General features: G+C 64.3%; 18 protein-coding genes and 1 pseudogene. 11 read left to right on the top strand and 8 right to left on the bottom strand.

All coding sequences use genetic code 11. The features are described 5' to 3' along the window. Nucleotides 1–71: 71 nt before the first annotated feature. A complete protein-coding gene (locus tag A3E1_RS38615) occupies nucleotides 72–464 on the bottom strand; it encodes a hypothetical protein (protein WP_020519279.1) in 393 nt (130 codons plus the stop codon). 122 nt (nucleotides 465–586) lie between these two features. Between A3E1_RS38615 and A3E1_RS49030 the strand changes: the two are divergent. The 7 genes and pseudogenes from A3E1_RS49030 to A3E1_RS0103085 all read left to right on the top strand — a co-directional run. Further along, a pseudogene (locus A3E1_RS49030) lies at nucleotides 587–1,963 on the top strand (BTAD domain-containing putative transcriptional regulator); the annotation flags it as partial. A 1,066-nt stretch (nucleotides 1,964–3,029) separates the two neighbouring features. Continuing rightward, complete coding sequence (locus A3E1_RS49025; RefSeq protein WP_083929332.1) at nucleotides 3,030–3,302, top strand: tetratricopeptide repeat protein; 273 nt, start codon at nucleotides 3,030–3,032, stop codon at nucleotides 3,300–3,302. 546 nt (nucleotides 3,303–3,848) lie between these two features. Further along, entirely contained in the window at nucleotides 3,849–4,190 is a 342-nt protein-coding gene (locus A3E1_RS0103105) for a hypothetical protein (protein WP_020519278.1), read from the top strand. A gap of 10 nt (nucleotides 4,191–4,200) precedes the next feature. Further along, on the top strand, nucleotides 4,201–4,491 hold the full coding sequence (locus tag A3E1_RS0103100) for a hypothetical protein (RefSeq protein ID WP_245571067.1): 291 nt from the start codon (nucleotides 4,201–4,203) through the stop codon (nucleotides 4,489–4,491). Between the two features lie 14 nt (nucleotides 4,492–4,505). Continuing rightward, a complete protein-coding gene (locus tag A3E1_RS0103095; protein WP_245571066.1) occupies nucleotides 4,506–4,799 on the top strand; it encodes a hypothetical protein in 294 nt (97 codons plus the stop codon). Nucleotides 4,800–4,829: 30 nt separating this feature from the next. Beyond that, nucleotides 4,830–5,819: an MvdC/MvdD family ATP grasp protein gene (locus tag A3E1_RS0103090; protein ID WP_020519275.1), complete on the top strand. Its 990-nt coding sequence runs from the start codon at nucleotides 4,830–4,832 to the stop codon at nucleotides 5,817–5,819. Then, nucleotides 5,819–7,600: an ABC transporter ATP-binding protein gene (locus tag A3E1_RS0103085; protein ID WP_020519274.1), complete on the top strand. Its 1,782-nt coding sequence runs from the start codon at nucleotides 5,819–5,821 to the stop codon at nucleotides 7,598–7,600. The genes A3E1_RS0103090 and A3E1_RS0103085 overlap by 1 nt, the downstream gene beginning before the upstream one ends. A gap of 64 nt (nucleotides 7,601–7,664) precedes the next feature. On the opposite strand, the gene A3E1_RS0103080 is transcribed toward A3E1_RS0103085, so the two are convergent. Then, complete coding sequence (locus A3E1_RS0103080) at nucleotides 7,665–8,792, bottom strand: epoxide hydrolase family protein (protein WP_020519273.1); 1,128 nt, start codon at nucleotides 8,790–8,792, stop codon at nucleotides 7,665–7,667. 103 nt (nucleotides 8,793–8,895) lie between these two features. Here A3E1_RS0103080 and A3E1_RS0103075 point away from each other — a divergent pair, with 103 nt between their 5' ends. Beyond that, nucleotides 8,896–9,528, top strand: coding sequence for a TetR/AcrR family transcriptional regulator (locus A3E1_RS0103075; protein WP_020519272.1), 633 nt, complete (start codon nucleotides 8,896–8,898; stop codon nucleotides 9,526–9,528). Between the two features lie 9 nt (nucleotides 9,529–9,537). On the opposite strand, the gene A3E1_RS0103070 is transcribed toward A3E1_RS0103075, so the two are convergent. The 4 genes from A3E1_RS0103070 to ahcY form a co-directional block, all read right to left on the bottom strand. Next, complete coding sequence (locus tag A3E1_RS0103070; RefSeq protein ID WP_020519271.1) at nucleotides 9,538–9,900, bottom strand: GntR family transcriptional regulator; 363 nt, start codon at nucleotides 9,898–9,900, stop codon at nucleotides 9,538–9,540. Beyond that, nucleotides 9,897–10,676 carry a hypothetical protein gene (locus tag A3E1_RS0103065; RefSeq protein ID WP_020519270.1) on the bottom strand — a complete coding sequence of 260 codons (780 nt, stop codon included), beginning with the start codon at nucleotides 10,674–10,676 and terminating at the stop codon, nucleotides 9,897–9,899. Before A3E1_RS0103065 ends, A3E1_RS0103070 begins: the two co-directional genes overlap by 4 nt. An 86-nt stretch (nucleotides 10,677–10,762) precedes the next feature. Further along, a complete protein-coding gene (locus tag A3E1_RS0103060) occupies nucleotides 10,763–11,704 on the bottom strand; it encodes an acyltransferase domain-containing protein (protein ID WP_020519269.1) in 942 nt (313 codons plus the stop codon). Between the two features lie 125 nt (nucleotides 11,705–11,829). Beyond that, nucleotides 11,830–13,290, bottom strand: a complete 1,461-nt coding sequence (gene ahcY, locus A3E1_RS0103055; RefSeq protein ID WP_020519268.1) for an adenosylhomocysteinase — start codon at nucleotides 13,288–13,290, stop codon at nucleotides 11,830–11,832. 351 nt (nucleotides 13,291–13,641) lie between these two features. On the opposite strand from ahcY, the gene A3E1_RS0103050 reads away from it, so the two are divergent. Both A3E1_RS0103050 and A3E1_RS0103045 read left to right on the top strand, forming a co-directional pair. After that, nucleotides 13,642–14,160: a hypothetical protein gene (locus A3E1_RS0103050; protein ID WP_020519267.1), complete on the top strand. Its 519-nt coding sequence runs from the start codon at nucleotides 13,642–13,644 to the stop codon at nucleotides 14,158–14,160. A gap of 99 nt (nucleotides 14,161–14,259) precedes the next feature. Further along, a complete protein-coding gene (locus A3E1_RS0103045; protein WP_040390325.1) occupies nucleotides 14,260–15,063 on the top strand; it encodes a cyclase family protein in 804 nt (267 codons plus the stop codon). Here the strand turns inward: A3E1_RS0103045 and A3E1_RS38605 are convergent. Beyond that, nucleotides 15,026–17,320: a putative bifunctional diguanylate cyclase/phosphodiesterase gene (locus tag A3E1_RS38605; protein ID WP_083929330.1), complete on the bottom strand. Its 2,295-nt coding sequence runs from the start codon at nucleotides 17,318–17,320 to the stop codon at nucleotides 15,026–15,028. The two genes, A3E1_RS0103045 and A3E1_RS38605, sit on opposite strands and share 38 nt — an antisense overlap. 645 nt (nucleotides 17,321–17,965) lie before the next feature. On the opposite strand from A3E1_RS38605, the gene A3E1_RS0103035 reads away from it, so the two are divergent. Further along, complete coding sequence (locus A3E1_RS0103035) at nucleotides 17,966–19,309, top strand: aspartate aminotransferase family protein (RefSeq protein ID WP_020519264.1); 1,344 nt, start codon at nucleotides 17,966–17,968, stop codon at nucleotides 19,307–19,309. Here the strand turns inward: A3E1_RS0103035 and A3E1_RS0103030 are convergent. Then, nucleotides 19,294–20,301: a TIGR03842 family LLM class F420-dependent oxidoreductase gene (locus A3E1_RS0103030; RefSeq protein ID WP_020519263.1), complete on the bottom strand. Its 1,008-nt coding sequence runs from the start codon at nucleotides 20,299–20,301 to the stop codon at nucleotides 19,294–19,296. The two genes, A3E1_RS0103035 and A3E1_RS0103030, sit on opposite strands and share 16 nt — an antisense overlap. Nucleotides 20,302–20,305: the final 4 nt, after the last annotated feature.

Raw genomic sequence — 20,305 nt, 5'->3', positions numbered from 1 at the left:
GGGAACTGCAGACTGAACCAGCGCATCGCCGGAGGCGGAGACGATGCGCTGGTTCAGCTCACGAGCGGCGTTTACTCGCGGAAGGGGTCGTAGTCGCAGGTCGTGCGTGTGTCCGCCGGCCAGCAGATCTTCAGCCGGTACACGTCTCTGTCTTCGACGGTGACGTCGAAGGCGAACTTGTCGCAGCCGGGGTCGCCGCCGTCCTCCTGGGAGGCGCGGGTCACCCAGCCGAGGCTGCTGTTGATGTATTCCTGGACGGCGCCGTAGACACCTTCGCCGTCGACACGGGTGTCGCAAACACTAAACGTGTCGCCGTCGTCGTTGTGCGTGATGCAGCCACGTTCGTATCCGCCGACAGACACGCATTCGACCGTGTCTCCGGCGTATGCGGGCGACGTGATGCCCAGCATCGCGGTGAAACTCGCCGCGGTCACCACCGCTAGACGTGAGAGCACTTTCTTCACGCGGGACGTCCTTTCAAATAGGCGTCGAGCTATTGGTGGCATTGAGTGTGATTAATGCTCCTGTGGCCGGTCTGTAGAAATCCTGTACCGGCGTCCCGTTATCATCGCGAGTGCGTTTCCGGATGCTTGGCCAGCTCGAGGTGTTCGACGGGGTGCAATGGTGCACTGTGGGCGCCCCGAAGTCGCGGTTGCTGCTTTCAATCCTTCTGATCAACGCCGATCAGGTCGTGTCGCTGGATCAGCTCGCCTACGAGTTATGGGGTGACGCTCCACCCCGGACAGTCGCCAATCAGGTGCACGGCTACGTTTCGCGACTGCGGCACGTATTGTCCGATCACGACAGTAGGGCGCTGGTTACCCACTCGCCCGGGTACCGGCTGGTGGCTGAGCCTGACGACATCGACGCGAAATTGTTCTCCCGGCTTGCCGCAGGCGCGACGGCACCGGCCAACGCACAACAGCTGGCACAGGCACTCGCCCTGTGGCGCGGGCCCGCGCTAGCCGACGTCCCGGCAACGCAAACGATCCGTGCCGAAGTGTCCCGGCTCGAACATGAGCGGCTCATCGCGATCGAAGGCCGCATCGAAGCCGACCTCGCCTGCGGCCGCCACGCCCAGCTCCTCACCGAACTCGAAACCCTGATCACTGAGCATCCGTTGCGCGAAATCCTTTGGCAGCACTACATCCTGGCGTTGTACCGCAGCGGCCTGCAAGCGCAAGCACTGGCCGCGTTTCAGCGGGTACGCCTCATCCTTGACGACGAGCTCGGCATCTCCCCCGGCACCGGACTGCGCAAACTTCACCAGCAAATCCTCGCCGGCGGCGCCGGGCTAAACCTTCGGGCGCACACCACCGGCACCGATGCCCGCGTCGTCCCCCGCCAGCTTCCGCCCGACATCGCCAATTTCATCGGCCGAACCCGGCAGCTTGAGCAGCTCAATACGTTCGGGCACCACGACCCCGTCGTCATCACCGGCTGCCCTGGCGTAGGCAAGACCACCCTCGCCATCTACTGGGCACACCGTGTCGCACACCGATTTCCCGACGGGCAGCTCTACCTGAACCTACGCGGGTTCGACCCCGGCGAACGCATCATCAGCTCCACCGAAGCCATTCGCGTCTTCCTCGAGGCACTGCAAGGCGCCACACCAGCGGGCTTGCAGGCTCAGGCAGCGCTCTACCGCAGCCTGCTCGCCGGAAAACGGATGCTCATCGTTTTAGACAACGCACGCGATGCCGACCATGTCCGCCCGCTGCTGCCCGGCTCGGACAGCTGCTTCGTCCTGATCACCAGCCGGGATCAGATGCAGGGACTACTGGCCTCCGATGGAGCACGGCCGGTGTCGGTCGACATGCTCACCGACGATGAGTCGCGGGACTTTCTCGCTGTTCGCCTTGGGGCACAACGGGTCGCGACACAGCCAGAGGCCGCCGAGGCTATCGTGGCCGGTTGTGCCGGGCTCCCCCTCGCCCTGGCGATCGTGGCCGCTCGCGGGGCCACTCACGCGACGTTTCCGTTGGCGGATCTGGCCAGCGGGCTACGCGACGGGCTCGCCGCATTCGACAACGGCGACATGGCCACCGACGTACGCGCGGTCTTCTCCACGTCCTTGCAGACCCTCACTCCACCATCGGCAAAGCTGTTCCGGTCGCTGGCTTTGCATCCCGGCCCCGATCTGTCGGCCACAGCCGCGGCAAGCCTGGCCGGCATCCCCCTGCCCCAAGCGCGCACCCTGCTGGGCGAGCTTTGCCGCGCACACCTGCTGGAGCAACACCAGCCAGGGCGTTACGAGTTGCACGACCTGCTACGCGTCTACGCGCAGGAAATCTCTGCCAGGCAAGACACCGCCGCACAACGGCAGGAGGCGATGACCCGCTGCCTAGACCACTACCTGCACACCGGATTTAAGGCCTGCCGGCTGCTCGCCCCGCGCCGCGATCCCATCCCGCTACCCGCACTGCACGACGGAGTGTCCATTAGCGATCTGAGCGACCATCACCAGGCAATGGCATGGTTCGCCGCCGAACACCCGGCGATCAGAAGGCTCATCGATGAGGCAAACCCCTCCCACGCTTGGCAACTGGCCTGGACCCTGCTGACGTTCCTCGACCGGCGCGGGTACCGAAACGAATGGGTAGCCAGCCAGCGCACCGCCCTAGCGGTAGCCCAGGCCACCAACGACCCGCTCGGCCACGCCCAAACATCCCGCGATCTCGGCCGGGCCCTCAGCTTCGCCGGGCACATCGACGAAGCACACCTTCACCTGCGCCGTGCCCTGAGGCTGTTCGGTGACCTCAATGACCACGCCGCCATGGGACATATCAACCACGACCTCGCCGACGCAGCCCACCTCGTCGGGGACAACCACCAAGCAGTTGAACTCGCCGAGCAAGGACTGCACCATTTTGAGCTGGCCAATCACCAGTCAGGCCTTGCCAATAGCCTCAACAGCCTCGGCTGGTACCAAGCGATGCTAGGCAACGCCAAGCAGACCATCTCCTACTGCACCCGGGCGCTGGTCATCCTCAGAGAACTGAAAGACAAACGCAGGCGAAGCCTCCACATTGGACAGCCTGGGCTACGCCTTCCACGACCTGGGCGAAACCCGCCAGGCCCTCGCCTGTTACCAGCAGGCCGCAGATCTGTTCGCCGAAGTCGGCGACCGCCACGGGCTCAGCGAAGTGCTCAGCCATCTCGGCGACTGCCACCTGGCCATGGGTGAACCAGAAGCCGCCGGGCAAGCGTGGCAACAGGCACTCACCATCCTGGTGGACATCAATCACCCCGATCAGCACGACCTCCGCGCCCGCCTAAAAACCTTAGGGGGTACCAGGTGAGCAGTGCCGTTAATCATCAACAGCTGTCCTATGACGACAATCCACGGTGCAGGCTGCAGCACGCGCCGGCCGCTATCGCATGGGTTTGCCCCAGGTGGGCGGCATCGGCGGCGGGGCCGCCTCGAGTGCGAACGATGAGTAAATCGGCTGACCGGTAACTTCGTCCAGCAGGGAGAAGCCCTCGAAGACGAAGCCCTGGCCGTACCGGCTCCACTGTCCGCCCAGCGAGCTGTGTGGCGCACCTCTCTAATGGTCGCCGGACAACGCCCTGGTGAGCAGCTAAACGAGCGATTTCAGCCGATCGTGACAGCATTCCGGGAGCGAAGGGCGATGGCCATCGTTCGGCGGCAAGATTCCGCGCTACCGGGGAAGATGATCATCGACACTGGCGAGTGCGGCGCGGATGGGCACACCCGGGGCCAGCCATACCGTCAAGATAGGCGACCACATCATCTCGTCTGTCCACATAGGACAGGTCCAGGCCTTTGAGCTGGTAAACACAAACATTCCCAGCTCAAAGATCGATAAACCTTTACATTTATATGCATGCCAGGGACGATGCTTGGCATGACAGCGACGGGGACTGGGCCGGGCGATACGTTGCCAGCGACCTTTCTCCGGCTAGACCGGGCTGAGTTGAGCGACAACCACTTCGTTATCCGGGCGGTCGCGCCGCAGTTGCGTGAGACGCGCCGGGTGTCACAGACATCACCGCTGGGCTATCTGTATGAAAGCCCGCCCGGCGATGAGCCCGACGCCGATCTCACCATCTCGGCCGGGCACTACGACCAGGCAAATCTGGTCTGGTCGTTTTCCGGCGACGTGACCGGCATGCCCGGGCTCACGGAGCCAATGGCGGGGCCGGAATCCGGCCCGGCACACACCTGAAGGAGGTCCAATGACAACAACGCTTGCACGGCACCCACTCAGGACATCTCTGTCCATGACGTTCGGCCACGAGGAAGCGGCTCCGCTGCCCGCCGATGACCCGAGCCGCCCGTTCGCTTACGCCTTCGCGACGTGGACGTGTGAGGACGCCGAAGAGGCGCAGGACGACACGGGCCACTACAACGAGGAAACCCAGGTCTGGGAGATCCCCGGCGGCGGCTACACGATGGGCGTTTACACCAAAACGCGCACCGGCTGCAGCTGCCACCCCGACTACGTGACCGACGACGCCTGCTTCTAACAAGGAGGTCAACGATGACAACCACGCTAGTACGGCATCCGCTCAGGACATCTCTGTCCATGACATCCGGGCACGAAACCATTACCCCGCTTGACGGAGACAACCCTAGCCGTCCCCTCGCTTACGCGTTCGCGGCCTCGATCGCCACGGCCGACCACAGCGAGATTGAAGACGACCCGGGCTTCTACAACGAGGAACTTCAAGTGTGGGAGATCCCCGGCGGCGGCTACACCATGGGTGTGCGCACCCTGACCACCACTGGCGGCAGTTGCGGTTGCGACTGCGTGACCGACGACGCCTGTTTCTAAGCCATGGGCGAGCCATCGAATGATGGGGTTGTGCTCATCCTGACCCAGGACTTCGACCCCACCGTGGATCCCGTGGTGCACAGCCTGAAGGCTAAGGACGCCGAGGTGGTGCGGGTCGACCTGAGCTACTTCCCGCAGAAGATGTATGTGACGGCCTCTGATTTCGATGGCGAAAGGCGGCGGTTACTGCACCGCGGTCGCGACGTTGACCTGAGCAGGCTCAGTGGAGTGTGGTACCGCCGCCCTACCGCCTTCGACTTCGGCCCCGACATGGGCGAAGCCGAGAAACAGTTCGCCCGAAACGAAGCGCTGCAAGGCATTGGCGGCATCCTGCGCGCCACCACTTGCACGTGGATCAACCGGCCCGATCTGGACGCGGTCGCCGAACTCAAGCCATATCAACTCGATATCGCCAAGCGACTGGGAATGCGTACGCCCAAAACGCTGATGACCAATGACCCCGAGGAAGTGTCGGCGCTGCTGGCTAGAGCTGACCGCCCGGTGGTATACAAGGCTTTCAGCGGCGGCGTGATTCACTATCCTGGCTCTTTCCCCAGCGGTCTGTTCACGACCGTCGTGGGAGAAGAGATCAACGAACACCTCGATCGCGTACGCCACACGATGTGCATGTTCCAGGAATACATCGAAAAGGCATACGAGGTAAGGCTTACCGTCATCGGCAATACGTTCTTCCCGGTCGTCATCCGGTCGCAGGAAACGGATGCCACCTCGGTCGACTGGCGCGGCGCCAATCACTTGCCCTACGGCGATTATGTGCCGCTGCCCGAAGACCTCGTGAAGAAGACGCAACTGTTGATGGCGGAGCTGGATCTCGTCTACGCGGCGCTGGACTTCATTGTCACACCTGACGGTGAGTACGTGTTCCTGGAGGCCAATCCCAACGGGCAGTTCATGTGGATGTACCACGATCTGAAGCTGCCCATGGCTGACTGCATAGCCGACCTCCTCATGGCCGGAGGCGAATTCCGGCGTGGTGAGGTCACGCAGATCGGCTACTGATGACGACGTCCTTGTGGGCAGCGATAGCCATCGCCTGGTCATGCGCGGCCCGGCTGCTGGTCGTCAGGGTGCTTGTCACCCTGGCGGCCAGTGGTGCGCCGATCGCCGTGGCGCTGCTCATGAAGACCACCTTGGACCGGCTCGTGCTGCCCGGCAGCCCCGTGCTGGCACCGGTTCTGTTGCTCGCGACGGCGATGGCGCTCATGGTGCTGCTGCCCGAAGTCGGCCGCTACATTGACGGCCAGCTGCAGCGGGCCGTAAACCTGCACACGCGCACTCGTTTGTACCAAGCGGTCAACAGCTTTCAAGGCTTGCGCCGCTTCGAAGATCCCCGCTTTCACGACCGGCTCATGCTGGCCGCCGAAACCGGGCCACAGGGCCCGTCCGAAGTGGTCATCAGCTCACTTGGCATCGCATCCGGTGCGGTAGTCGTTTCCGGCTTCCTCGTCACCATCGGCTTGCTCAATCCTTGGCTATTGCTCGTGATCTGCGTAGCGGCCATACCCGCGATGCGCGCGGAACTGCGCCTGTCCCAGCTGCGCGCCGGAATTCTCACCCAGCTTGGCCACGCCGCACGGCGAGAGTTCTTCTACGCCAACCTGATGACCAGCCTCACGGCGGTCAAAGAAGTCCGGCTCTACGGGCTCGGTCAGCTCTTCGGCGGCCGGATGGTCTCTGAGTTGCGGCGCATTAACCACGGGTACCAGCAAATTGGCCGGCGGGAATTATGGGTCCAGGCGGTGCATGGCCTGATCGGCGCGGCTGTGGCCGGCGGCGGCCTGGTGTGGGCGGTGCTCGCCGCACAGTCAGGACAGCTGAGCATCGGTGACGTGTCGATGTTCGTCGCCGCTATCGCTGGCGTCCAAGGCGGAATCACCTCGGCCATCAACTACGCGGGCCGCCTGCATGCGGCCATGCTGCTGTTCGCTCACTATCGTTTTGTCGTTGACGGAGCGCCGGATCTCACCGACGAAGGACAACCTGTCGGCCCTCTGCGCCATGGCATCGAGTTACGCGACGTGTGGTTTCGATACAACGACGACCTTCCGTGGGTACTACGCGGAGTGAACCTGACCATCCCCGCCGGGCAAGCGGTCGCTTTGGTCGGCCACAACGGTGCGGGCAAGAGCACGCTGGTGAAACTGTTGTGCCGCTTCTACTCCCCGACACGCGGAAGCATCACCTGGGACGGCGTCGACCTGGGCCAGCTGTCCATTGTGGAGCTACGTGAGCGTGTCAGTGCTGTCTTCCAGGACTTCATGCACTACGAGATCAGCGCTGCCGAAAACATCGGCGTCGGCGATGTGTCAAAGCTAGACGACCAGCACCGCATTGAGGCAGCGGCGAAGATGTCGGGCAGCCACGACACGCTTTCGCAACTCCCCCAAGGCTATGCCACCATGCTGACACGCATCTACATGGACGCCGATGACCGCGACGAGCACACCACCGGCGTCGAGTTGTCGGGCGGGCAGTGGCAGCGCATCGCCTTGGCGCGTGCACTATTCCGGCGTGACAGCGACTTGCTGATTCTCGACGAGCCGAGTTCCGGATTGGACCCAGAAGCTGAATACGAACTGCGTGCCAGGCTCAACGAACATCGCGCGGGGCGTACCAGTCTGCTTATCTCCCACCGGCTCGGAGCGGTGCGCGATGCCGACATGGTGGTGGTCCTGTCCGACGGAGTCATTGCGGAGCAAGGCAGTCACGATGAGCTCATCGAATCCGAAGGGACCTACTCGCGGCTGTTCGACCTTCAGGCTGAGGGCTATCGCGCTTAACAACGCCGCGGGCCGCCGCGATGGGGTACCCATCACGGCGGCCTTGGCACGCAACTTTCAGCGGTTAGCCGTCCAGCCCGTCGAAGAACGCCCGCACATCGTCGGCGTACGCGTCGGGCTGTTCGAGGGAAAGGAAGTTGCCGCCGCGCTCGATCTCGGTCCAGCGCACGATGACGCTGTCGCGCTCGGCGAAGCGCCGGATGGTGATGTCGGTGTTCGCGGCCAGGAGAACCGCTGTGGGCACTGGGCTTCGGTCCTTTGGTGCCCAGGCGGCTGGGTCATGTGCGGTCTCGTAGTACAGGTTCGCCGATGAGCCGGCGGTTCCCGAGAACCAGTACACGCTGACGTTTGTTAGCAAGGTGTCGCGGCCGATGGCGTCTTCTGGAAGGTCGGCTGCGGGGTCGGTCCATTCCTTGAACTTCTCGGCGATCCACGCGAGTTGCCCAGAGGGCGAGTCGTGCAGCGCGTGCGCGAGCGTGTGCGGACGGGTCGACTGGATGGCGTTGAAGCCCATCATGTCATCGCGGAAGTTCTGGAGCCGTTGCAGGCGAGTCTGTTCGGCCTCGGTGAGTCCGTTGAAGTCCGACGGGTCACCCGAAGGGAAAGTGATGTGCCCGTTGAGGTGCACCCCGATGATGCGGTCAGGCGCTTGCCGTCCCATCTCGACGGCGATCGCCCCGCCACCGCCGGAGCCTTGCACTCCGTATCGCTCATAGCCGAGCCGGGTCATGATCTCGTTGAACGCACCGGCGATGCGGCCGGTGTTCCAGCCCGGACCGGTCAGCGGGCCACCGAAGCCGACGCCGGGAAGGTTGGTGAGCACCAGGTGGAAGCGGTCGGTCAGCTTCTGCACGACCGTGGTGAACGCGACGAACGACGCCGGCCAGTCGTGCGCCATCAGCAGCGGTGTCGCGTTTGGATTGGCCGAGCGGACGTGGGCGAAGTGGAACGGCTGCCCGTCGACCTCGGTGACGAACTGCGGCAGCTCGTTGAGGGAGGCCTCAGCGGCACGCCAGTCGTATCCGTCGGCCCAGTAGGTCGCCAGGCCCCGCAGGTAGTCCACCGGAACGCCCCGGCTCCAGCCCTGGCCCGGCAGGTCGGTGCCCCACCGGGTGCGGTGCAGGCGTTCACGCAGGTCGTCGAGGTCTGCTTGCGGAACGTCTATGCGATACGGGCGGATCTGCGTGCTCATGGCGAACTCCTTCAGCTCCTTGCGGAACGGAATGTTTTATTCCGTTAGCTAGACTGTAGCAGAGCGGAATGCTCCGTTCCAAATTTTGTGTAGGATGTGATCCATGTCAAAGCCGCTTCCCACCCGGCAGGCAAAGGCCACCCGCAAGGATCAGGTGATCCTCGACGCGGCACGTGAGGTCTTCCTCGCTGACCCCAAGGCGCCGATCACCGCGGTGGCCCAGCGCGCCGGCGTTGGCATCAGCGCTCTGTACCGCCGCTACGCCAGCAAGGAAGACCTCCTGCGCACGTTGTGCCACGAGGGCCTGCGCCGCTTCCTCGCCGAGGCGGAGGCCGCAGCGTCCGAACCCGACGGCTGGGAAGCGTTCACCGGCTTCCTGCGGCGCATCGTCGACGCCGACGTCCACTCCCTGACCGTCCACCTGGCCGGCACCTTCACCCCCACACCGCAGATGCACGACGACATGGCCCGCACCGAGCCGCTTGTGCGAAAGCTGTTTGCACGAGCCAAATCCAGCGGCCGCCTGCGCCACGACGCGGTGGTGGATGACATTACGTTGGTACTAGAGGGATGTGCGGCCGTGCGCGTGCCCGACAGCGTGCGCACCAAGCAATTGCGCCGGCGGTATCTGGCGATCCTGCTCTCGGGACTGTCCGCCGGTGCGGTCGAATTGCCAGGCCCAGCGCCAAAATCGCACGAGCTCAACTGGCGCTGGACCTCCGGGCAGGCTGAGTGACGTTGCCTTTTACTGGCGCGGCAAGCCCAGGGCCGCCTCAACGATGCGCACAGCTTCGGCCGGATCGACGCCAATGCTGGCAATCACCGCGGCGTAGTCGTGTGCTGCGCGGCGGGCCTGTTCGAGGGCCTGCTCGCCACCGGCCGACACGAACGAGCCGGCCCGTCCCCGGGTCTCGATCAGCCCGGCGTCTTCGAGCTCCCGGTAAGCCCGGCCGACCGTATTGATAGCCAGGCCAAGGTCGGCCGCGAGCCGCCGGATCGTCGGCAGTCTGGTGCCGACGGCCAGCGACCGCTCCTGAATCTGCCGGGCGAACTGGGCTCGCAGCTGCTCAAAAGGCGGGACCGGCGATTGTGGGTCGATGACGATCATCGGGCTGCCATGGCGCGGCGTGCCGCGGTTCCGATGTCCTTGGACCGCAACGTGATCACGCTGAAGGCGATAGCTCCCATCACCACGAGTGCGATCGAGGCCGCGTTCCACCAGCCAAACGATTCCCCGTACAGGAAGATAGGCGGCAGCGACCATACGAGCGTGGGCATGACCAGTGCACGGGCATCGTCGATGCGCATGATGACGTCAGCGGTCAGTGAGCCCTCGTCGTATGCCACGGCCGGGCTCGCGAACACCTGACGCAGCTGCATGATCAGCCCTGCGCCAGAGCCAATCAGGCCCACCAGCACCACGATGGCGCCGTTACGCAGGCCCGCATCGGCGATGGGCAGAACGCTTACCGCCAGTAGCAGCGCGGAGGCGTACGAGGCGATGGTGAAGATCGTGAGCGGCTTGCCCAGCACCTCGCGCCGGCCGAGCGCGACCGGATGAGCTACCCGCCGGGACAGTTGTGCTCCAGCCTTCCTGTCCACCCGGCGCACCCACGCGCTGAGCAACCATTGCCCCACAAGCAATCCGGCGACCAACAGCGCCAGCAAGAGCAGCGGCAGCCACGACGGCGTGACCCCGTCTTTCAGCCTCAACGTGTGCGTGAGCGCCGCACCGATGAGGAACCCGGCGATCAGGAGGCTGCCCACCACCTTTGCCTGCACCCGCACCGACAGCCGCGTCTTGAGCAGCGGCGTTGGCTCGACATCAGTCAATCCGTGCTGGTCGAGCCACAGCCTGACCGCCGCTTGGTCTGCCTGGCGCATCTGGCCACCTCCATATGTCGCAACCTTTGTCTTAATACAATGAGTCAAAGTATGCGACAAAGTCAAGCCCGGGCGTGGCGTCCGTGCTACACCGGGAAAAGGCCGCGGCGCCAATACCAGTGGCGGCCAGCTTTCCAATGGTCGAGCACCGCGCGCTGGAGTGCGGTGCGGCGAGGCAGCTCGTCGAGCGGCGTGCTCAGCGAGCGAAAGACGAACCGCCGCACCTCGACGTCGGCGTCTATCCCTTCCGGCTCCTCGTAGGGCTCGAGTTCGAACCTCTGCTGAAAGTGGGCGATGTTGGAGTCAGCCGGCAGGTACTCCAGGAGCTGCGGGTCGAGCAACCACGAGCCGCACGAGAACGCCGTGTAGTGCTCGCCGGGAAAGTGGCGCGGGAAGAACGCACGCGCTTGGTCGAGCGACGCCGATACCGCCTGTGGGGTCAGCGGCCCTGCCTCGGGGATGTGCAAGCCAATGGTGTCGCCGCGCTCGTGCTGAAGCCGGCCGAGCTCGAATACCCCGCCACGCGCGTGCAGTGTCAGCCAGCTCTGCATAACCGGCCAGCCTTCACCATGCATCCGCCTGTCGATCGCGAGGTTGCGTCCGAGGTCGGCAAGTGTCGCCCACGACACCGAATCGGCGACGCCGTGGTCACGGTGATATGCCATGACAACGTCGGTCAATGCCAAGTACGCGTAGACGTATAGATGCCGCCACGCAACACCTCGTTCGCGTGGCAGCTCCGGCCCGGGCGGCAGCCAGCCGTGGCCCCCAAGGTCGGCACGGACCAAGGCGATCGAACGGTCAAGAAGCCAGCGCAACTCCGGAGTCCACAAAGGAGAGTCGAGATCGGGCCAGCCCATCATGATCTCAGCGGCATCCTCCGGCGCCACCGCGAGCCGGTCGAGGAGCGCGGGCGCATCGGCCTTGCGTGGCAACGGAACCGACCGCACCCCATCGGCTAGCTCGTGCACACGCTCGATCTCTTCGACGGGAACCCCAAGCCGGCCAGCGATGTCTTCCAGATCCACGCGGCGATCCTAGCCGCCCAATCCCGGCCCACGTTACTGTCCGCTTAGGACACACTGGCACATACCAGACACCGCCCCGCCCGGGGTGCGGCCCGCTCTGGCTGAACGGGCCGCATCGGCAGGGCCTAATACCGGTAATGGTCTGCCTTATACGGACCGTCCACGTCAACACCGAGGTCCTCGGCCTGACGCGGAGTCAGCGTCGTCAGATGCGCACCGACCGCATCCAGGTGCAGCCGGGCAACCTTCTCGTCCAGATACTTGGGCAGCATGTGAACGGCCGTACCGTAAGAGCCCGGCTTGGTGAAGAGCTCGATCTGCGCCAGGACCTGGTTGGTGAACGAATTGGACATCACGAAACTCGGGTGACCGGTCGCGTTACCCAGGTTCATCAGCCGGCCCTCGGACAGCACGATGACCGAGTGCCCGTCAGGGAAACGCCATTCGTGCACCTGTGGCTTGATCTCGACTGGCTGGATGCCCGGGATCCGGGCGAGCCCCGCCATGTCGATCTCGGTATCGAAATGGCCGACGTTGCCGAGGATCGCATTGTGCTTCATCCGCGCCATGTCTTCTGCCATAACGATATCGACGCCACCGGTCGCGGTGATGACGATGTCCGCGTCAGCGATCACCTCATCGAGCCGCACTACCGTCAGGCCTTCCATCGCCGCCTGCAGCGCACAGATCGGGTCGATCTCGGTCACTACGACCCGTGCGCCCTGCCCGCGCAACGATTCCACCGCGCCCTTGCCGACATCGCCGTAGCCGCATACCACCGCTAGCTTCCCGGCGAGCATCACGTCGGTCGCCCGGTTGAGTCCGTCGGCCAGAGAGTGCCGGATGCCGTACTTGTTGTCGAATTTGGACTTCGTCACCGAATCATTGACGTTGATCGCCGGAAACAGCAGCCTGCCTTCGCGGGCCAGCCGGTAGAGCCGGGTCACCCCGATGGTGGTTTCCTCAGTGACGCCTTGGATTCCGGCGGCGACGCGGGTGAACCGCTTGCTGTCCTCGGCAAGGCTATCGCTCAGGATCTGCACGATCAGCTGGTGTTCAGCGTGATCGTCAGCGGTCGCGGCCGGGGCGACACCTGCCGCCTCGCACTCAACGCCCATATGCACCAGCATCGTGGCGTCTCCGCCGTCGTCAACCATCATGTTCGGCCCGAGGCCATCACCGAAGTCGAACAGCTGCTGAGTGCACCACCAATACTCGGCGAGCGTCTCGCCTTTCCAGGCGAATACGGGGGTACCAGCAGGCTCGTCCACCGTGCCGGAGGGCCCGACGACGACCGCCGCGGCGGCTTCGTCCTGTGTGGAGAAGATGTTGCACGACACCCAGCGCACCTGCGCGCCGAGCGCGACAAGGGTCTCGATCAACACCGCGGTTTGGACAGTCATGTGCAGCGACCCCGCGATCCGGGCACCGCGAAGCGGCTGTGCCGCAGCGAATTCCCGCCGTGTGGCCATCAAGCCCGGCATCTCATGCTCGGCCAGCCGAATCTGATGCCGGCCCGCCTCAGCTAGGGCCAGGTCCGCCACCGCGAACTCGATGCCGTTGAGGGTTTGCAGCTTCACGCTCATGGTCTTCCTTCCCAGCCGGCATTCCTATTCCGGCTGCTTCTCCGATGAAGTCCGATCGAGCGGTCCCTAAGAACACGAAAGGCACCTCCTCGACCGGAGGCGCCCTTGCGGATGATGACGAGCCGAGCGTGGCGGATAAACCATCCGTCGCAGCGCCTCTCGGCCTCGCCCGCGCCGAAGCGCGTACCAGCAAAATACCATGACGAAAGCAAGTCCAGACCCGCCGTCCTATGACCAGATCTTCACCGGCCCTCCGGGGTGACGGCGGATGGAATTGATCGACTCCTTTACCTAATATGGCGGGTGCGCGCTCGTGTACTTGTCGGTGGGCTGAGTTAGTTAGGCGGGGGCATGCAAAAACGGGACAAGGCAGTTGTTGGCGTCGCCCTGTCGGCGGTCAGTGTGGTGATCGCCGTTATTGCTCTCCTCTTTGGAGACAACCTGCTCGGGCGGGATAGCCTGCCGCCTTCGCCCGTTGGCGCCGGAGCCACACCCTCAGCCACCCAAACGCCTGCGCCAGTCAGCCAGACACCCTCATCAGCTAAGAACTCCCCAGCACCGGTCAAAACTACGACTCCACCACCTTCGCCCTATCCCACCGTTGCCAAGACCTACACCAACCTGTTCATCACGGCGTGGGTTGATGGCGAAGCCGATCAGCAAACCGATCTGGCTGGGCAAGCCGTTGTGTTAAAGATGAGAGCTGCGGGGCTCCCCTCCAGCGGATGGCAAGTCGAGGGAACGACCTGTCAAACCCAGGCTGACAAAAAGATTTGCGTCGTCCGCAATACGAACGGCAAGTATTTGACCGTTGACATTCTCAGCGACCGGCTCGGGAAACCTGGCGCCATCATCGAGGCCGCATACTGACACGCCGCTACTGCGGATAGAAGTCCGTCCACTAAGGACGCTCGGCGGTGCTCACCAGCGAAGGTTGCCGCCAAAACGCCGACGGGACAGGATGTACGGATGCATCGACGGCAGGTAATGATTGGCGCGGGTGCCGGACTGGCCGCGGCAATGACCGCAGAACCGGCATACGCCGCAAGTGACCGTATGCGGCTGGACCGGCTCGGCCTGGTTTTTCTGTCCCATGTCAACGATCCGGCAACCACCAGCATGTTTCCGGGCGATCCAGAGTTCACGCTGGAGACTATGGCCACCGTGCCCAACGACGGCTTCTATATGCAGTACGTCATGGAGGGCGAGCACACAGGCAGCCATTGGGGTTCGCCGAACCATTTCCAGGAGGGCGGCCTGTCGGCGGATCAGCTTGACCCACGTGACCTGTTCCTCCCAGCGGTGAAGGTCGACGTCAGGCACAAGGCGGCGGCCAACGCCGACTACGCGGTCACGGTGGACGATCTGCGGGCCTGGGAACACCGGTATGGCCGGATTCCTCGCGGTGCCGCTGTGATCGCGTGGACCGGCTGGGAGCGGCGCTGGGGGACGCCCGCCTACGCGAACCTCGACGCGAACGGCGTGATCCATCAGCCGGGCTTTAGCGTGCCGGCTGCCGAGTGGCTCATCGAGACGGGGCGGCTCGCGGCACGGGGAGCGCTGGGCACCGATACTTTCGGCCCCGATCTCGGTATCGACGAGACCTTTCCGGTCTCGACGTTGCTCTACGACAAGCACCGCATCAGCCTGGAGAACCTCGCCAACCTCGGGCAGCTGCCGCCGGCCGGGGCGTGGGTGCTTGTTGGCGGAACACGCAACAAGAACGGATCTGGCTCTACAGCGACGATCTTTGGACTGATTCCGCCGCAATGAGCCGCAGCTCGCTCAGCGGAGCAGGCCGTCCATACAGGTAGCCCTGGCCCAGGGTGCAGCCCCAGCGGGTCAGGGTTGCCACCTGGGCCGGAGTTTGCACTCCCTCGGCGATGACGGTGATCCCCAGGGCGTGCGAGATCGAGACCACCGACTGGCCGATCGCCTCCCCGCGCTCTGGGTGCGCGGCCGGGGTGATGAACATGTAGTCAAGCTTCACGGTGTCTACCGGCAGGGTATGCAGATAGGCCAGAGTGCTGTAGCCGGTGCCGAAATCGTCGATAGCCACGCTGACCCCGAGGTCACGCAACCGTTGCGCGGATTGTGCCGCTGCCTCTAGATCGGGGATGCGGCTGGTCTCGGTTATCTCCAGCACAAGCCGGCCGCCGCTGAAACCGTAGCGCGCCAACGTATCGCGCACACTTGCCTCCAGCTGCGGACAGCCGAGCCGTCCGGCCGAAATATTGACGTGAACTTGAAGGCCAGCCAGTTTGGCTGTCTCCCGGCAAGCTGTCTCCAGTACCAGATCGTCCAGTGCGCCGATCAGCCCAGCACGTTCGGCGGCCGCGACGAAAACGAGAGGCGGGACCTGCCCGAGCTGCGGGCTGGTCCAGCGGGCGAGCGACTCGACCGCCACCGTGACCCCGTCACCGAGCCGCACGATCGGCTGGTAGTGCACCTCGATCGGGCCGGCGTGCTCCTCTCCCCGGATCGCGGCCGCCAGCAGCGCCGGCAGGTCAGGGTCAGCCCAGTCGGCGAGATCGTTGTGGTAGATCGTCAGAATGCCCTTGCCGTTTCGCTTGCCGCGGTACATCGCGGCATCCACGCGATTGAGCAGCGTATCGGCTGTCAGATTCGGCTCTGGGTCCTTCGTGACAGCGGCACCGATGCTGGCACCGACGGTGACTTGACGCTCGCCGAGGCGAAACGGCAACCGCAGCGCGGCACTGATCCGCTCGCCTGCCTCATCGGGCTGCAGGTCGCTGCGCAGCAGAATCGCGAACTCATCTCCACCCAAACGCGCGACAACATCCACATCGGACACACAGGCGCGGATGCGGTCGGCCACACCTCGCAGCACAATATCGCCAGTGGCGTGGCCGAAACTGTCGTTGACCACCTTGAAGTCGTCGAGATCGACGAACAGCAGCCCGACCGGCACCTGCTTGTGGCGGTGGGCCTGGACCGCGGCCGCTAGGCGATCGTGGAAAAGCGCCCGGTTGGCAAGGCCCGTCAGCGGATCGTGGAACGCTTGATACTCCAGGCGTGCTTGCCCGTAGCGCACACGTTCCAGAAGCATCCGGTTCTCCAGCAACGTGATCAGCTGCCGGGCGACCACCATGAAGATCACGAGCAGTCCCACGACCTTCTCGGCCATGTCTATATGCCCACCGGTCAAAAGCTGCACGGAGATAAGCAGGCCCGTGCCCGCCAGCGGCACGTAGGGCAGCAGGAGATAGGCCAGCTCATACACTCTGTCGCGACCGCTGTCATCATTGCGCCGGCTAGGGCGATCGGTGGCGGCCAACGCGACCAGTGCCGGGCCCACGATGAAACCGATGTCCAGAATGGGGGGCATCTCTTCTGCTCCCCGGCTGACCAAATAGGCGAAGAAGCTATCTGAAATGGACAGTGCCACCAGGCCCAGCACCAAGGTCAGCAGAGCGGGCATCTGCCGGGGATTGCTACGGCCGAAGACCACCATGAGCACCATGATGGTAACGAGGACGAGGTCAGAAACCGGATAGGCGATAGCCACCGCGAACGCGGCCGGCGTCGGCGCCCCCGTCCGCACGACAGCACCTAGCGCGGTGGCCCAGGTGATGATGAACAGGGACCCCACCACGACCAACGCGTCGAGGATGAGCACCGCGTGCGGCGGACGCCACGGCCTGTTCGCCGCCAGGACAAGCAACGCGATAAAGGCGAACACCGGCAGGGTCAGGTAACCTGCGTCAGCCAGCGAAGGCGATGGCAATCCGATGTTGCCGAAGATCCGGTACCAGGCCCATATCGCCATGCCAGCCGACCAGCCGGTGAAGCCGATCCCCACCAGCACCCGCCAGGTCCGGTGTGGACCGTGCGATCGCCAGCCATTCCAGAAACAGCTCACCACCGCCGCCAGGCCCGCCAGCAGCTGGGCGCTGTCATCCAGCACGGTCGCGGCGAGCGGATAATCGCCATGCAGAAGCTGCGCTATCACTCCGACGGTGACAGCCGCCCCGATCACCGCCAGCACACGGGCTGGTGTAACAGTCATGAACCTTCACCAGGGGTATATGCACCCTGAAGGACAGCGTGCATCTAAAGACCCCCGCGCGACCGGTCGTACTTTACCGCAGCGGCGCCTCCCGGACTGTCCGACATCGACATGCACGCATCGACGCGCTACATCTGAGGAGCACGGCGATGGGGTGCCGCCGCGCAGAGCCCGTGGCGATGCCGAGTCCGTCCGCGCAGGATGCCGGAACGCGTCCGCGAGAACGGCGCAAACCGGCGCGACGAAGTTTGGCCGGCGTCCAGGCCGTGTCCTGATTAGACGGTTCCGCTGTCTGGCACCTCGCCGGTGGCTGGTCATGTGAGGCACACGCGCGAGGAATCGTGCGGCACGCGTGTCGAAAGCGGCCGCGATTCGCTGAGAGAAGGACTCACCCGTCTCGATCTCGAAGTCGTACCAGACCGGCACCCCGGCCTCGTGCAGGTTACCGGCCCCGCGTCCCGCATCCCCCGAGCGGCTCACTCCGCCGAACTCATCGTAAAACGTAAATGCGCCACCGGCCCTGGCTAGACCGCGAAGGCGGGAGTTTTCTTGCGGGGATGTTCAGCCGATGGCCTGGGTGAATGGGCCGCAGAATCTCCGCGCGTTTCTATTGTCCGGTGCTATCTGTGTGATTAACGTCAGCTCATGGCTTCCAGTTCACAGGCATACCGTGACGACCGTGCGCACGTGTTCCACTCCTGGTCGGCGCAGGACAGTCTTGATCCCACCGTGATCGCTGGCGGGGAGGGCAGCTGGTTCTGGGACGAGAGCGGCAAACGCTACCTGGATTTCTCCTCCCAGCTGGTCAACCTCAACCTTGGCCACCAGCACCCACGCGTCGTGAGCGCGATTCAGGAGCAGGCCGCAGCGCTGTGCACGGTCGCGCCCAGCTTCGCCAACGCCGCCCGCAGCGAGGCAGCCCGGCTAATCGCCGAGATCGCACCCGGCGACCTGAGCCATGTGTTCTTCACCAACGGCGGTGCTGAGGCCAACGAGCACGCCATCCGGATGGCCCGGCTCACCACGGGCCGCAACAAAGTCCTTAGCCAGTACCGCTCCTACCACGGCGCCACCAACGGGGCGATCACGCTGACCGGTGACCCGCGCCGCTGGCCCAGCGAGCCCGCCATGCATGGTGTCGTGCGCTTCACCGGGCCGTATCCCTACCGGTCGTCGTTCTACGCCTCCTCACCCGAGGAGGAGTGCGCCCGCGCGCTGGCCCACGTCGACGAAGTGCTGATGCTCGAAGGCCCGCACACGGTCGCGGCGATTCTGCTCGAGACCGTGGTGGGCACCAACGGCATTCTCGTTCCCCCAGACGGCTATCTGGCCGGGCTGCGGGAGCGCTGCGACCGGCACGGCATCATGCTGATCTGCGATGAGGTGATGAGCGGATTCGGCCGTTGCGGCGAGTGGTTCGCCGCAGACCGCTGGGAGGTAGTCCCGGATCTGATCACCTTCGCCAAGGGAGTGAACTCCGGCTATGTGCCGCTCGGTGGGGTCATTTTGGGCCCGAGGGTACGCGAGACCTTCGCCAACCGCGTGTATCCGGGCGGCCTAACGTACTCAGGGCATCCACTCGCCTGCGCGGCAGCCGTCGCCGCGATCACCGTCATGCGCGACGAGGACCTGATCGCGCGTACGCGCCGGATCGGTGAAGAACTCGTGCGGCCGCGCCTGACCAAGATGCAAGACCGCCACCCCAGCATCGGCGAAGTCCGGGGACTGGGCATGTTCTGGGCGATCGAGCTCGTGCGTGACCGCGACACCCGCGAAATGCTGGTTCCCTTCAACGCTTCCGGTCCTGACGCGGCCCCGATGGCGGCGATCGTGGCGGCGTGCAAGGAACGTGGCCTGTGGCCGTTCGCTCACTTCAACCGCATCCACGTCGTGCCACCACTTGTCACGACGCCTGAGGACCTCGATCTCGGATTGGACATCCTCGACGAGGTCCTCGACATCGCCGACCAGCACTACACGGGACGCTGAGCTATGGCGGGCATGACCTGCTCGCCATAGGCCGCAAGCGTGTGTTCCTTGTCGTCGTGCTGCAGGTAGAGCGCGAACTGGTCGACACCGAGTTCCTTCAAGGCGAGCAGCTTCTCCACGTGTGCCTCGGCCGGGCCAAGAATGCAGAACCTGTCGACAATATCGTCGGGAACGAAGTCGGCGTGCGTGTTTCCGGCTCGGCCGTGCTGTGAGTAGTCATATCCGTCGCGCCCGCGGATGTAGTCGGTCAGTGCCGTGGGCACCAATCCTGAGTCACCGTAACGGGAAACGATGTCGGCCACGTGATTGCCGACCATGCCACCGAACCACCGGGTCTGGTCGCGCTGATGGGCAAGGTCGTCGCCGACGTAGGCCGGTGCCGCGACACAGAACTTGATCGCGGCAGGGTCCCGCCCGGCCTTCTCCGCCGCTACCCGCACCGCTTTGATCATCCACGCGGCGATGTCCGGGTCGGCGAGCTGAAGAATGTAACCATCGCCCACTTCACCGGTCAGGGCGAGCGCCTTAGGCCCATAGGCGGCAACCCACACCTCCAGCTTTCCGTTGTTAATCCACGGGAAGTGAAGCTCGCGGTCGTTATAGGTTACCGTTTCGCCGTTGGCCAGGCCCCGGATCACCTTCACGCAGTCGCGCAGCTGGCTGATGCTCGTTGGCGGCAGCCCGAGCGTACGCATCGCCGAGTCTCCGCGCCCGATCCCGCAAATCGTGCGGTTGCCGAACATGTCGTTGAGCGTGGCGAACTGTGACGCGGTGACCGTCCAATCACGAGTGCCGGGGTTGGTCACCATCGGGCCTACCATGACTCGCGAAGTGTTAGCCAGGATTTGGCTGTAGATAACGAACGGTTCCTGCCACAGCAGATGTGAGTCAAACGTCCACACGTGGCTGAACCCGTAGGATTCGGCCTGTTGCGAGAGCTTGACGATGTCGCTGGCGGGCGGGTCGAGCTGGAAGACAACACCGAATTCCATGCCC

Source organism: Catelliglobosispora koreensis DSM 44566, assembly GCF_000379685.1.
In the GTDB taxonomy this organism is placed as follows: Bacteria; Actinomycetota; Actinomycetes; order Mycobacteriales; family Micromonosporaceae; genus Catelliglobosispora; species Catelliglobosispora koreensis.
Note: the sequence above shows the minus strand (reverse complement) of the source record. Positions and strands in the feature narration are given on the sequence as shown.